The organism is Clavibacter sp. B3I6 (assembly GCF_030816895.1).
In the GTDB taxonomy this organism is placed as follows: domain Bacteria; phylum Actinomycetota; class Actinomycetes; order Actinomycetales; family Microbacteriaceae; genus Clavibacter.
Map to the genome: position 1 here is coordinate 2,057,329 of NZ_JAUSYL010000001.1, position 13,157 is coordinate 2,070,485.

11 protein-coding genes are annotated in these 13,157 nt (G+C 72.6%); 5 read left to right on the forward strand and 6 right to left on the reverse strand.

Going from position 1 to position 13,157, the window contains the following annotated elements; translation table 11 throughout:
• Positions 1 to 87: 87 nt before the first annotated feature.
• Positions 88 to 1,137, forward strand: a complete 1,050-nt coding sequence (locus QFZ62_RS09880) for an LLM class flavin-dependent oxidoreductase (RefSeq protein WP_307504967.1) — start codon at positions 88 to 90, stop codon at positions 1,135 to 1,137.
• A gap of 47 nt (positions 1,138 to 1,184) precedes the next feature.
• Here the strand turns inward: QFZ62_RS09880 and arfB are convergent, their stop codons facing one another.
• The 5 genes from arfB to QFZ62_RS09905 all read right to left on the reverse strand — a co-directional run bounded on the left by arfB (position 1,185) and on the right by QFZ62_RS09905 (position 5,815).
• On the reverse strand, positions 1,185 to 1,607 hold the full coding sequence (gene arfB / locus QFZ62_RS09885; RefSeq protein WP_307504970.1) for an alternative ribosome rescue aminoacyl-tRNA hydrolase ArfB: 423 nt from the start codon (positions 1,605 to 1,607) through the stop codon (positions 1,185 to 1,187).
• 186 nt (positions 1,608 to 1,793) lie between these two features.
• Positions 1,794 to 2,696: a serine protease gene (locus QFZ62_RS09890; protein ID WP_307504972.1), complete on the reverse strand. Its 903-nt coding sequence runs from the start codon at positions 2,694 to 2,696 to the stop codon at positions 1,794 to 1,796.
• A gap of 365 nt (positions 2,697 to 3,061) precedes the next feature.
• Positions 3,062 to 3,910: a phosphatase PAP2 family protein gene (locus QFZ62_RS09895; RefSeq protein WP_307504973.1), complete on the reverse strand. Its 849-nt coding sequence runs from the start codon at positions 3,908 to 3,910 to the stop codon at positions 3,062 to 3,064.
• Between the two features lie 40 nt (positions 3,911 to 3,950).
• Entirely contained in the window at positions 3,951 to 5,153 is a 1,203-nt protein-coding gene (locus QFZ62_RS09900) for an MFS transporter (RefSeq protein WP_307504976.1), read from the reverse strand.
• Positions 5,154 to 5,230: 77 nt separating this feature from the next.
• Positions 5,231 to 5,815, reverse strand: a complete 585-nt coding sequence (locus QFZ62_RS09905) for a TetR/AcrR family transcriptional regulator (protein ID WP_307504979.1) — start codon at positions 5,813 to 5,815, stop codon at positions 5,231 to 5,233.
• A gap of 67 nt (positions 5,816 to 5,882) precedes the next feature.
• Between QFZ62_RS09905 and QFZ62_RS09910 the strand changes: the two genes are divergently transcribed.
• Complete coding sequence (locus QFZ62_RS09910; RefSeq protein WP_307504982.1) at positions 5,883 to 8,510, forward strand: MMPL family transporter; 2,628 nt, start codon at positions 5,883 to 5,885, stop codon at positions 8,508 to 8,510.
• Positions 8,511 to 8,531: 21 nt separating this feature from the next.
• On the opposite strand, the gene QFZ62_RS09915 is transcribed toward QFZ62_RS09910, so the two are convergent.
• The gene (locus QFZ62_RS09915) at positions 8,532 to 9,743 is read right to left on the reverse strand and encodes an ROK family transcriptional regulator (protein WP_307504983.1); all 1,212 of its coding nucleotides are present in this window, start codon (positions 9,741 to 9,743) and stop codon (positions 8,532 to 8,534) included.
• A gap of 237 nt (positions 9,744 to 9,980) precedes the next feature.
• Here QFZ62_RS09915 and QFZ62_RS09920 point away from each other — a divergent pair, with 237 nt between their 5' ends.
• The 3 genes from QFZ62_RS09920 to QFZ62_RS09930 are packed head-to-tail and all read left to right on the forward strand — an operon-like array spanning position 9,981 to position 13,154.
• Positions 9,981 to 11,330, forward strand: coding sequence for an ABC transporter substrate-binding protein (locus QFZ62_RS09920; RefSeq protein WP_307504985.1), 1,350 nt, complete (start codon positions 9,981 to 9,983; stop codon positions 11,328 to 11,330).
• Positions 11,327 to 12,271 (forward strand): carbohydrate ABC transporter permease, encoded by a 945-nt coding sequence (locus QFZ62_RS09925; protein WP_307504988.1) that lies wholly within the window; start codon positions 11,327 to 11,329, stop codon positions 12,269 to 12,271. The genes QFZ62_RS09920 and QFZ62_RS09925 overlap by 4 nt, the downstream gene beginning before the upstream one ends.
• Position 12,272: 1 nt before the next feature.
• On the forward strand, positions 12,273 to 13,154 hold the full coding sequence (locus tag QFZ62_RS09930; RefSeq protein ID WP_307504991.1) for a carbohydrate ABC transporter permease: 882 nt from the start codon (positions 12,273 to 12,275) through the stop codon (positions 13,152 to 13,154).
• The last annotated feature ends 3 nt before the right edge of the window (positions 13,155 to 13,157 follow it).

Sequence of the window (13,157 nt, forward strand, 5' to 3'; positions counted from 1 at the left end):
GGGAATGAACGGCTGCCCCGCCACCGTTCCCACTCCATGCAGACGCATCCACCTGGATGCCGTCGCCACGAGCACCGAGGAGCGGGCATGTCCACCAAGATCGGCTTCCTGTCGTTCAACCACTGGCAGGACGTGCGCGGATCCCGCGTCCGCACCGCCCAGGACTCCCTCCTCCAGTCGATCGACCTCGCGGTCGCGGCCGAGGAGATCGGCATCGACGGCGCGTACTTCCGCGTGCACCACTTCGCGCCGCAGCAGGCGGCGCCGTTCCCGCTGCTGGCCGCCATCGCGAGCCGCACCAGCCGGATCGAGATCGGCACCGGCGTCGTCGACATGCGCTACGAGAACCCCCTCTACATGGCGGAGGAGGCGGCCATGACCGACCTCATCTCCAACCGCCGGGTGCAGCTCGGCATCAGCCGCGGATCGCCCGAGCAGGTCGAGGCCGGCTACGAGTCGTTCGGGTACGTGCCGCGCGACGGCGAGACCGACGCCGACATGGCCCGCCGCCACACGGGCCTCTTCCTCCGCGCGCTCGAGGGCGAGGAACTCGCCGACGGCGCCCCGCAGCGCGGCATGGTCGCGGGTCGTGTCGCCCTCACTCCGCAGTCGCCGGGCCTCCGCGAGCGGATCTGGTGGGGCGCCGGCACGCGCGCCACGGGCAAGTGGGCGGCCGAGCAGGGCATGAACCTCATGTCGTCGACGCTCCTCTCGGAGGACACCGGCGTGCCGCTCGACGTGCTCCAGGCCGAGCAGATCCAGCAGTTCCGCGACGGCTGGGCCGTCGCCGGGCACGCGTGGGAGCCGCGCGTGAGCGTGAGCCGCAGCATCATCCCCATCGTCGACGACGAGTCGGCAGCGTTCTTCGGGATCCGCGCGCAGATCGAGGGCCGGGACCAGGTCGGCGAGGTCGGCGGCGAGAAGTGGCGCTTCGGCCGCTCCTACATCGGCACGCCTGAGCGCCTCATCGAGGAGCTCGGCGCCGACCAGGCCATCGCCGCGGCGGACACCCTCCTCGTCACGATCCCCAACCAGCTCGGCGTGGACTTCAACCTCCGCTCGCTCGCCGCGATCAAGCAGATCGGCGAGGCGCTGGGGTGGGACCGGGCCGAGGAGTCGGTGGGCGCGCCCGCCTGATCCGTCGCTGACGCGGGCGCCGCCTCCTCCCGGGAGAGTGCCCGCCGTCAGTCGCCAGTGGGCCGCTTGCGCTGCTGCTTCGTGGCGGACCGCTGCGTCTTGGCCGCGAGGCGGCGGCGCTGGGAGCCCCGCGTGGGACGTGTCGCGCGGCGTTGCGCGGCGTCCGGCGCCAGGGCGTCGGCCACGATCTCGCGGAGCGCGTCGATCGCGGCGACGCGGTTCCGCAGCTGCGAGCGCTGCTCGGACACCGTCACCGTGATGGTCCCCGCGACCAGTCGCCGGCCGAGCCGCTCGAGGATCCGCTCCCGCTGCGCCTCGGCCAGCACGAGCGATCCGACGACGTCCCACGTGAGCTGGACGCGGCTGTCCGAGGTGTTGACGTGCTGCCCGCCGGGACCGGACGACCGCGAGAACCGCCACTGCAGCTCGGCCGCCGGGATGGTCAGCGCCGGCGACACCACGAGATCCATGCGGCAAGGGTCGCACGAGGTCGGTGCGCCCACCGCACGACCTGGTTCGACCCCGTCAGCTGACGCACGCTCCGGGGTGGTGAGCGGCGCGAGGCCGCTCATCACCCCGGAGCAGGACCGGGACCGCCCACGAGGGCGGTCCCGGCCGTGTCCATCGATCTCGATGAGTCCGTCAGGGTGCGGTGGTCACTCGCGGAAGGCCGCCACCCTGTCGTACACCGACTTCTCCGTGGCCTGCCAGATGGGTCCGAGGACGTGCGAGTAGTCCGCGTAGCGCTCGGCGACGTTGGCGAACTGCGGGCCGTTCGCGTCATCACCCGCGAAGACGGGGCCTCCGGAGACGCCCTCGTTCATGTCGCAGCGAAGGGCGATCTGCTCTGCTGAGTAGGCCTCCCCGACCCCGCGGCAGCGCTCGAGGTGCTCACCGTCGAAACGGAGGCTCGCCGGGTAGCCGTACGCCGTCGAGGCACGGGTAGCGCTCTGGTCGAAGAGGACGGGGGACGCACCGACCACGCTCGTGATGTCGTCGCCGGCGTCGTTCAGGCCGACGGCGAGGAAGGCGGTGTCATCCTCTTGGGCGTCGTTATTCTTCTCGTACCAATCGGGAGTCGTCTGCCCGTAGATCACGGGCCACGCTCCGTATGCGGATTCGCCGGATTCGTACGCCGGATAGAAGACGATGTTCGTCGACCAGCCGTGCTTCTGAGTGAGGCAGTGGCCGGCCGTGGCCAGGGTCGAGCGGTTCGCCGACTGGACGACGTTGGCCGAGCAGCCGTAGCCAGCGCCGTTCTGCGTGTAGAAGATGGTGCCGATGTGAGGGACCGGCGCGACCTGCTCCGCTCGGGGGATGGCCGCTGCGGCGCTCGAGCTCACGCTGTCGCTCTCGCTCCCGGATGCGGTGGTGGTCGCATCCAGCGCTGCTGCACGGCGTTCCGGGGTCCAGTAGTCCAGAGCTCTCTGAGCCGCATCGGCATCGATGCGGATCGAGGCGACCGCGGATGCGGACGGAGTGGCGCCGCTTCCTCCGCTGGCGGCCCACGCCGATGGGGCGGTGGAGCAGAGCGCGACGGCGACGCACGCGACAGCCACGGCGCGGCTCCCTCGTCGAAGGGATGAGGAACGGTGAGAGTGCATGATCAGCCTTTCGATGGCGCCACGGAGTGACGACGGAAGCGCCGACGAGCGTCGGCGAGTGAGTGGTGCGTCTGGTGCGGGAAGCCGAGACGAGCGACGGCTTCGCGCGTGCATGCGGTGCCGTGCCGGCTCGAGCACCGCCTGCGTGCATCTGCATCTGCATTCGGCAGGAGGGCTTGGGGCTGAATGGTTCTCCGCCACGGGAGATCCTGCTCAGACTGCTCACAGGCGAGCGTGCTGCCGCCTGACCCACGGGGATTCGAATCGACGCCCCGGTCAGGGAGGGGTCGCGCACCCGCGGGGCGAGCTCCGGGAGACGGTCAGCGGGTCGCCGGCGCCTCCACCGCATCCGGCCGCCGGGCCGTCAGGTACAGCCGGTGCGCCGTGATCACGAGGGCGAGCCACGCACCGCTGAGGAAGAAGGCCGCGAGCACGTCGGTGAACCAGTGGTGGCCGAGGTACACGCGGGAGATGCCGACGGTCACGGCGAAGACCACCGCCAGCGTGATCGAGAGCACGCGGGTCGCGCGGCGGTGCTGCCGGAGGAGGAGCACGTAGGCCAGGATCCCGGCGATGGCGACCGCGTTCAGCGTGTGGCCGCTCGGGAACGACGGCGACGTCTCGTACGGCGGCACCGCGTCGGCGAGGTCGGGGCGGGCGCGACCGATGATGTTCTTCCCCGCGATGGTGAGCAGCAGGGATCCGGTGCCCGCGGCCGTCACGAGGATGATCGGCGTCCATGAGCGGCGCCGGATGGCCAGGAACAGCATCGTCACGACCGCGATGATGGGCATGATCACGACGCCCGCGATGTCCGTGTACGCCGTCGCCGCGATGTCGAGCCCCGGCGAGCGGAGCCCGAGCATGAAGGCGAGGAGCGGCTTGTCCAGGCCGGCGACCCCGTCGGCGTCGGTGACGCTGTCGTAGACCTGCGCGGCGATCGCGGAGAGGCCCACGGCGAGCGCGAGGCCCACCAGCAGCGTGATGACGAGGGCGGCGTGCGGGCCCAGCACGCGCATGATCCGCTGCACGACGCGGGCGAGGATCCGCCCGACGGGCGTCACCCAGCGCGTGAGGTCGCGGTCGCCGAGGAAGCGGTCCTGCCGCAGCTCCCCCTCCACGCCCTGCTCGGTCGGGTCGAGGGGCCGCAGCCCGCGCGCGTCGCTCATGTGGTTCCTCACGTCCGCGGAACGGATCCGCCCCTCGACGTTACCCAGGTGCGCGGGGAGACGACCGCCGCGACCGGAACGCGGGCGCGAGCAGCGCACCCACGAGGAACAGCACGGCGACCGGCCACAGCGCGGGGAGGATCCCGAACCCCTGGGCCAGCAGGCCGATGAGCGGCGGCCCGACGAAGCCGGCCACGTACCCGACGCTCGCGACGAGGGTCACGCGCGCGGTGGGATCGTCGCCCTCGGCCGCGGCGGACATCCCGAGCGGGAACCCCATCGAGACGCCGACGGACCAGAGCACCACGCCGATCACGAGCGGCACCGTGCCGAGGTCGACGATGAAGAGGGCGACGCCCGCGAGGCCGAGGGCGGAGGTCCACCGGATCACGGCGGCCCGGCCGAAGCGGTCGACGAGCGGGCCGGCCGCCACCCGGACGACCACCTGCGCCGCCGCGTAGATCGCGATCGCGGCGGCGGCGAAGGCCTCGGGACGTCCCATCGCGTCGCGGACCGCGACGCTGATCCAGCCGTTCGCTGCGCCCTCGCCGAGCTCGGCCCCGAGCATCACGACGCCGATCGCGAGCAGGCGGGCGTCGACGTGAGGCGCGCGCCGGACGCGCGCCTCCCCGCGCCGCCGTCGCGCGCGTCGCGTCCCCCGGCTCCCGACCGGCACCGCGCGCACCAGCACCACCCCGGCGGCCGCGATGACGACGGCCTGCGCGACGAGCTGCGCCTGCGGCGTGATCCCGACGGCCGCGCACGCCGCGCCCACGCCCGCCCCGAGGACGGCGCCCGCGGGCCAGGCCGCGTGCATCAGCGGCATGAGGGTACGGCGCGCCAGCCGCTCGATGACCGCGCCGTCGATGTTGAGGAGCACGTCCAGCGCGCCGAGGCCGATGCCGGCGACGGCGAAGCCGACGAGGAGCACCGATACGCTCCCGACCGCGACGCCGGCGCCCACGGTCGCGACGCCCGCGGCCATGAGGAGGGCCGCCGTGGCGAGCGACCGCCGCGCTCCCCCGCCGCCGAGGAGCAGCCGGGAGGCGAGGAGACCGGCGCCGGATCCCGCGGTCGTCGCGAGGAGCACGAACCCCAGCTCCGCGTCGTCGAGCTCGAGGCCCGCGCGGATCGCGGGCAGCCGGGCCGCCCAGCTCGACAGCGTGAAGCCGCCGAGCGCGAAGCCCGCGAGGATCGCGAGGAGCCAGCGCCGCCGCGCGTGCTCGGGGTCGATCCGTTCCATGCCGCCTCCGTTTACAACGCTGTAAACCGAGCCTAGGGGGTGCGGACGACGACGGATCCGTCGACGTGCCGAGCGGCTCAGCCGGCCGCCCCGCCCGCACCGAGCACGAACCGCACCAGGCGCGTCACGCTCTCCGCGTGGTCGCCCTTGCGCCCGAGGACGCGCAGCACGATGACGCCGAGGATCGCGTGGCCGAGCTCGTCGACCGGGGCGTCGGGCGGGAGCTGGCCCGCGCGGATCCCCGAGGCCAGGCGGTCGGAGAGCCCGCGGTCGACGCCGAGGCTGGCGCTCAGGCGGTCGCCGACGGCCGCGTCCTCCGCGGCCGCCGCCACGAGCGAGCGGACGAGCGGACCGCCGGTCGGGGCGTCGAGCACGGCCAGGACGCCGGTGAGCCAGCGCTCGATGTCGGCGAGGAGGTCGCCCGTGTCGGGCACCGCGAACTCGACGGGGATCAGGCGGCCCTCGGTCATGCACTCGGCGATGAGCGCGCCGCGCGACGGCCACCACCGGTAGATCGTCTGCTTGCCGACGCCCGCCTCCTTGGCGACGCCCTCCATCGTGAGGTGGTCGTACCCGCGGGCGTGGATGAGGCGCACGGTGGCGCCGAGGATCGCCTCGCGGGCCGCCTCGCTGCGGACCCGGCCGGACCGGTGCTCGTTCATCCGCTCAGGGTAGCTCGGCTAACTAGACGAGACGTAGCGTATGGTCAACGCGACTGAAGGAGATGACATGGCATCACTGCTGTTCCGGCTCGGCTCGATGGCCGCGCGTCGCGCGTGGCTCGTGATCGTCTCCTGGGTGGTGATCCTCGGCATCGGCGTCGGCTCGTTCCTCGCCTTCGCGGGCACGCTCGGCAACAGCTTCGACATCCCCGGCACCGCGTCCGGCGCCGTCACCGACGAGCTCGCGGAGACGCTCCCCGACACCGCGGGCGGCACCGGCACGGTCGTCTACCGCACCGAGGACGGCTCCGCCTTCACGGATCAGCAGAAGACCGACATCTCCGCCCTCGCGACGAGCGCGGGCGACCTCGCGGGCGTCGCCGGCGTCGTGGATCCCTTCGCCGTCACCCAGCAGCGCGCCGACCAGGCCGCGCAGCTCGAGGGCGGCGACGCGCAGATCACCTCCGGCCGCGCCCAGCTCGACGCCGCGCAGCAGCAGCTCGACGCCGGCCGGGCGCAGCTCGAGGCCGGCCAGCAGCAGCTCACCGCGGCCCGCCAGCAGGCGGAGGCGGCGGGCGCGCAGGCCGCGCAGCTCGCCCCGCTCGACGCGCAGCAGGCCCAGCTCGACGCGCAGACGCAGGCCCTCGAGCAGCAGCAGGCCACCGTCGACTCCTCGCGCGACCAGCTCGACGCGGGCGCCGAGCAGGCCGAGCTCGGCCGCACGCTCCTCGGCCTCACGGACGGCATCGGCGTCGTCTCCGAGGACGGCTCCACGGCGATCGTCAACATCTCCTTCACGGATCCGCGCCTCGAGCTGTCCGAGGAGACCAAGCAGGAGGCCATCGCCCACTTCCAGGACTCCCCCGTCGACGGCACCCGCGTCGACTTCGCGACCGACCTCGCGCAGGGCGTCCCCGAGATCTTCGGCATCGGCGAGGTCGTCGGCCTCCTCATCGCCGCCATCGTCCTCATCGTGATGCTCGGCACGGTCATCGCCGCATCGCTCCCCATCGTCACGGCGGTGGTCGGCGTGGGCGTCGGCGTCACCGCGTCGCTCGCGTTCTCCGGCGTCGTCGACATGGCGTCGGTGACCCCGGTGCTCGGCGTGATGCTGGGCCTCGCGGTCGGCATCGACTACTCCCTCTTCATCGTCAACCGGCACCGCAAGCAGATGCTCGCGGGGACGGGCGTGCGCGAGTCGATCGGGCTCGCCACCGGCACCTCGGGCACCGCGGTCGTGTTCGCGGGAGCCACCGTGATCGTCGCGCTCCTCGCGCTCAACGTGACGGGCGTGCCGTTCCTCGCGCTCATGGGCACGGTCGGCGCGGTCTGCGTCGCCGTCGCGGTGCTCGTGGCCATCACGCTCACGCCCGCGGTGCTCGGCCTGGCTGGCGCGCGCGTCCTGCGCAAGCGCGACCGCGCCACGGCGGCCGCCGCCCACCCGGCGCAGACGCAGGACGCCGCGAAGGCGCTGAAGCCGATGTCGAACGCGCGTGCCGTGCTCACGGTGGTCGGCACGGTCGTCGCCCTGCTCGTGGTCGCGATCCCCAGCCTCTCCATGCGCCTCGGCCTCCCGGACGGATCCAGCGAGCCCGCCGGATCCACCAGCGAGCGCGCCTTCACCACGGTCGCTGACGAGTTCGGCGAGGGCGCGAACGGCCCGCTGCTCGTGGTCGCCGACGTGCCCGCCGGCCTCGCCGACGACGACCTCCTCGCCACCCAGGTCGACGTCGCCCAGACGCTGCACGACCTCGACGACGTGGTCGCCGTGGCGCCCGTCGCCAACACGGACGACAACACCGTCCTCGCGTTCCAGGTGCTCCCGATGGAGGGCCCGAACAGCCCGTCCACGGAGGAGCTCGTGCAGGACATCCGCGCGCTGCCCGAGCTCGACGGCGGCATCTCGCTCGGCGTCGCCGGCCAGGCCGCCACCAACATCGACATCTCCGAGGCGCTGGCCGCGGTGCTGCCGCTCTACCTGCTGGTGGTCGTCGGCCTGTCGCTGCTGATCCTGATCGTGGTGTTCCGCTCGATCCTCCTGCCGCTGATCGCGACGGGCGGGTTCGTGCTGTCGCTGTTCGCGACCTACGGCCTCATCGTCGCGGTGTTCCAGTTCGGCTGGGGCGCGAGCCTCATCGGGCTGGAGAACAGCGGGCCCATCCTCAGCTTCCTGCCGGTGATCCTCGTCGGGATCCTCTTCGGCCTCGCCATGGACTACCAGCTGTTCCTCGCGAGCGGCATGCGGGAGGCGTACGTGCACGGCGCCGAGGCGCGGCTCGCGGTGGTGCAGGGCCTCCGGGCCGGGCGCGCGGTCGTCACGGCGGCGGCGCTCATCATGGTGTCGGTGTTCGGCGGGTTCGTCTTCTCGGAGTCGACCATCATCCGGTCCATCGGCTTCGGCCTCGCGTTCGGCGTGCTCCTCGACGCGTTCGTGGTGCGCATGCTCCTGATGCCCGCGCTCATGCACCTGCTCGGCCGCTCGGCCTGGTGGCTGCCGCGCTGGCTCGACCGGATCCTGCCGGACGTCGACATCGAGGGCGCGGCCTTGGAGCGCACGCACCCGCACGCGTCCGCGACCGCCGACGTGACCGCTCTGCCCGACGGGCTCCCGGCGGACGGCGGCCACGGCGCGCACGCCGCGCCGCCGACCACCTCGACCATCCAGGCCGAGACGGCTGCGCTGCCGCGCGACTGATCCGCGGGCGGCCGGCCGGCCTCACCCCATGACGAGCACGCCGGCGTGCGGCGCGAGGGCGCTGTCGAGCACCAGCTCGGCAGCGCCCTGCGCGGCGATCTGCTCCCCGACCGGGCTGCCGACCACCTCGAGGCCGGGGCGGGCGACGACCAGCTCGCTCCGCACCGCGTCCTCGAGCACGGGCAGGAATGCGGCGCGCAGCCGGTTCCACGCGGGACCGCCGAGCACCACGTGCGGCACGTCGAGGAGGTTGACGAGCACCGCGATCCCGGAGGCGACCCGCCGGGCGGCGCGCGCGAGGAGCTCCCCGGCCACGGGGTCCCCGCCGGCGGCGAGCTCCGACAGGCGCGTCAGCGCGTCGTCGAGCGCGAGGTAGTCCGCGAGGTCCGGCAGCGGCAGGAGGCCGGCCTGCGCCGCCTGGATCACGAGCGCCTCCGGCACGCAGGCCGCCGCGAGGCCGCCCCGACGGCCGCCCCAGCCGAGGTCCTCGGCGTCCGGGTCGACGAGGATGTCGCCGATCTCCCCGATGTTGTTGCTCACCCCGCGGAGCACCCGCCCCTCGGAGACGATCGCGGCGCCCACGCCGGAGCCGAGGTAGAGGAACAGGAGGTCGCTCGCGGCCGAGGCGCGCAGCTCCGCGGTGGCCGCGGCCGTCACGTCCTTGTCGAGCAGCACCGGCAGCCCGGTCGCGTCGTGCAGGTCGGCGCGCAGGCGCACGTGCCGCCAGGCCGGGAGCTGCGGCGGCGCGATCATGACGCCGGCGCGGACGTCGAGCGGGCCGGGCACCGCGACGCCGAGCCCGAGCACGCGGGCGCGGTCGACCCCGGACGCCCGGATCATCTCCTCGACGGTCGACGCGATGAGCGCGGTCGTGTCGTCCGGGTGGGGCGACTGCGGGGTGCGGAGCTCGCGGCGGTCGCGGATCCCCCCGGCGACGTCGAGGAGGAGCACCGTGAGGCGGGCCGGGTCGACGTGCACGCCGACCGCGCAGGCCCCGTCCGGATCCACCGACAGCGGGATGCTCGGCCGACCGCGGCTCGTGTCGCCGGGGGCGCTCTCGCGGATCATGCCGGTGTCGATGAGCCGGCGCGTGATGTTCGAGATGGTCTGCGAGGCCAGCCCGGACACGCGCTGCAGGTCGGCGCGGCTGCGGCCCGGGTCGCGCCGCACGAGGTCGAGCACGACGGCCTGGTTGTAGTCGGCGAGGCGCGGGAGGTTGCTGCCTCGGGGCATGTCCCCTCCTCGCGTGGACCGGGTGCGCCGCGGGCGGACGTCCCCCGGCGTCCGTCGAAGCTACCGCAGCGCGAGGGCCCCGCCTGCCCGGGGGCCGGGTGCGGACAGGGCGGGCCGGACGTCGATCCGCGTCCGCCATTGACGCTCCATGACCGCATGTCCTAACATCACACCAGCGCTTTATCCCATCGAAGTGGCAAAGTAGCCGACGGACAGGGCGCGGAGAGAGGCATCGCAATGAAGCGTTCCCGCGTGATCGCGGCCCTCGTCACCGGAACCGTCGCGGTCGGGCTCAGCGCCTGCTCCAGCGGCGGCGGCGGCGGATCCGGCGAAGACGGCCCCGTGACCATCACGATCATGGAGACCAAGCAGACCAACATCGACGCCATCGGCGCCGAGATCCCCGGCTTCGAGGCGGCGATGAAGGAGCAGGGCAAGGAGATCAAGGTCGACCTGATCGCCGATCAGCTGACCGACGAGCAGTTCATGACCAAGATGACCCAGCAGCTGATCGCGGGCCAGGCCCCGGACGTGCTGGACATCGGCGAGAACATGGCCATCGCCTGGTCCTCGGCCGGCTACCTCGAGCCGCTCGACGGCTACCTCGAGGAGTGGGACGGCTGGTCGCACTACTACCCCGCCGTCAAGGAGGCGATGACCCGCCAGGACGGCAGCATCTACAGCCTCCCCTCGGGCGCCGGCGTCCTCAACCTCTTCATCCGCCAGGACGTGCTGCAGGAGGTCGGCGTCGACACCTCCCAGCCCGCGACCTGGGACGAGCTGATCGACCGGCTCGTGCAGGTCAAGGAGAAGACCGGCGGTACCCCCATCGTCATCCCGGCGGGCACCGCGTGGGGCGGCGGCACGTGGGGCGAGGGCTTCCAGCCCCTGCTCGGCGGCACCGACACGGGCTACTACGACCCCGAGACCGACACGTGGGACCTCGAGAGCCCCGGCTGGCTCGCCGTGTTCGAGCTGTACGCGGAGCTGGTCGAGAAGGGCCTCATGCCGGTCGAGGACCTGCAGAACCCGAACCCCTGGGAGCCGACGAAGTACGAGAAGTTCCCGGAGGGCGAGATCCAGGTCGCCGCGCAGGGCACGTGGGGCTGGAAGTTCGACTGGGGGCCCGAGGGCGCGACCCCGATCGAGGGCCTCGACGAGAAGGTCACCACCTGGCAGTTCCCGGGCCTGCGCTCCGGCGACGAGCCCTACGGGTGGAGTAGCACCGGCGGCGGCTACGCGATCTCCGAGCAGTCGGAGAACAAGGAGGCGGCGATGGAGTTCATCGAGTACCTCTCCAGCGGCAAGCCGCTCGCCGAGCAGCTCACGGCCTCGGGTGCGGCCTCCGCGCGCGACGACCTCGACGACGTCGCGCCCTACTCCGGCGAGCCGCGCCTGCTGGAGGCCGGCGAGGACCTCGCCGACAGCATCTACGTGGTGACGGGCGACGGCGCGGACCAGATCGGCCAGGCCGTGGCCTCCGCGACGGAGATGATCCTCAGCGGCGAGGCCGACGGCCAGCAGGCGTACGACGCGTTCGTGAAGGACGCGACGGACCTCCTCGGCCCGACCCTGGTGAAGGAGTGACGTCGGTCATCGACGCCGCGATCCCGGTGCAGGCGGCCGTCCGGCCGCCTGCACCGGCGCGGAGGCGCAAGCGGTCGAACCTGCCGCTCGTGCTGCTCCTGCTCGGACCCTCGGCGCTGCTCATCACCGTCTTCATCGTCCTGCCCGCGGTCTACAGCGTGTGGCTCAGCCTGACCAACACGCAGCTCACCGGCTTCGCGGCCCGGGACCCGAAGTTCATCGGCCTCGACAACTACGCCTACCTGCTGACGAACGCCGACTTCCTCGGGTCGCTCGGGCAGACCGGCACGTTCCTGCTCTTCTCGGCCATCATCGGCCAGACGGTGCTCGGCATGGTCGCGGCGATCCTCCTCAGCCGGCCGTGGATCCGCGGCAAGGGCTTCTTCGGCGCGGCCGTGCTCACGCCGATGGTGGTCCCCGAGGTCGTCGCCTCCCTCACCTGGGCGAGCGTCCTCGCGACCAGCCCGGAGGGCACGCTCAACCGGCTGACCCAGGTGTTCGGCCAGGAGCCGACCGCCTGGCTCCAGACGGCGCCGATGCTCGCGATCATCCTGGTCAACATCTGGCGCGGGGTGGCCTTCGCGATGATCATGTTCCAGGCCGCGCTCGAGGACGTCCCGGTCGAGCTGATCGAGGCCGCCCGCATGGACGGCGCCCGCGCGGTGCAGATCTTCCGCCACGTCACGCTGCCGCTGATCCGCGGCCCGGTGTTCCTCTACCTGCTGCTCACGACCATCAGCACGGTCGGCGTGTTCGGGCTCGTGTACTTCCTCACCCGCGGAGGCCCCGGCGGGCAGACGCGCCTGGCCGCGATCTACATCTACGAGCGCGCCCTGCAGTTCTCCCAGATCGGGATCGGCAGCGCCGCCTCCATCATCCTGCTCGTCATCGTCCTGGTGCTCGGCGCGGTCTACATCCGCCTGGCGAAGGTGGAGGTGTGACATGACCGCATCCATGGACCGCGTGCCCGCGACCCTGCCCGTCCGGCGACGACGCCGACCGCTCTCGCCCCTCGCCCTCACGCAGCGGGGCGTCGGCTACGTGCTCATCGTCCTGCTGGGGCTCTTCTGCCTCGTCCCGTTCGCCTGGGTCGCGTTCAGCGCGATCGACGCGGACGCCGGCGCGACCGTGCAGCTCCCCTCCTTCTCCCTCGACAACTTCGCGCGGTTCTTCACCGCGGCCGGCACGCCGAGGCTCCTGCTCAACAGCTTCGTGATCGCCATCGCGTCCACGGCGCTCAACCTCGCGCTGGGGATCGCCGGCGGGTACGCGCTCTCGCGCTTCACCTTCCCCGGCCGCCGGTTCTTCATGTTCGGCATCCTGCTGATCCGCGTGATCCCGGCGCCGGCGACCATCGTCGCGCTGTACCTGATCATGGTGAACCTGCAGATGGCCAACACGCTGCACGGCCTGATCCTCGTGCAGGCCGTCAGCGGCCTCCCGGTCACCCTCTGGCTCATGAAGGGCACGGTCGACGCCGTCCCCATCGAGCTCGAGGAGGCCGCCTGGACGGACGGCAACACGCGGCTCCAGGGCGCGCGCCGGATCGTGCTGCCGCTCATCGGGCCCGGCCTCGGCGCCGCCGCGATGCTCATGTTCATGGGCTCGTGGGGCGACTTCCTCACCCCGCTCGTGCTGCTGCAGGACCAGGAGCTCTACCCGCTCGCCATCGGCCTCTTCCGCGCGTTCAGCGAGCGGAACGTGGTCGACTGGGGCCTGCTGGCCGCGAGCGCGGTCGTCTACGTGCTGCCGCCCGCCGTGCTGTACGTGGTCGCGCGCAAGCACCTCCTCAAGTCCAGCCTGGGCGGAGCGCTGAAGGGATGACCA

Bases quoted from the DNA above. Each gene is read 5' to 3' on its own strand.
- QFZ62_RS09880 (WP_307504967.1), top strand. From the start codon at position 88: ATGTCCACCAAGATCGGCTTCCTGTCGTTCAACCACTGGCAGGACGTG.
- arfB (WP_307504970.1), bottom strand. From the start codon at position 1,607: ATGGATCTCGTGGTGTCGCCGGCGCTGACCATCCCGGCGGCCGAGCTG.
- QFZ62_RS09895 (WP_307504973.1), bottom strand. From the start codon at position 3,910: ATGAGCGACGCGCGCGGGCTGCGGCCCCTCGACCCGACCGAGCAGGGC.
- QFZ62_RS09900 (WP_307504976.1), bottom strand. From the start codon at position 5,153: ATGGAACGGATCGACCCCGAGCACGCGCGGCGGCGCTGGCTCCTCGCG.
- QFZ62_RS09905 (WP_307504979.1), bottom strand. From the start codon at position 5,815: ATGAACGAGCACCGGTCCGGCCGGGTCCGCAGCGAGGCGGCCCGCGAG.
- QFZ62_RS09910 (WP_307504982.1), top strand. From the start codon at position 5,883: ATGGCATCACTGCTGTTCCGGCTCGGCTCGATGGCCGCGCGTCGCGCG.
- QFZ62_RS09915 (WP_307504983.1), bottom strand. From the start codon at position 9,743: ATGCCCCGAGGCAGCAACCTCCCGCGCCTCGCCGACTACAACCAGGCC.
- QFZ62_RS09920 (WP_307504985.1), top strand. From the start codon at position 9,981: ATGAAGCGTTCCCGCGTGATCGCGGCCCTCGTCACCGGAACCGTCGCG.
- QFZ62_RS09930 (WP_307504991.1), top strand. From the start codon at position 12,273: ATGACCGCATCCATGGACCGCGTGCCCGCGACCCTGCCCGTCCGGCGA.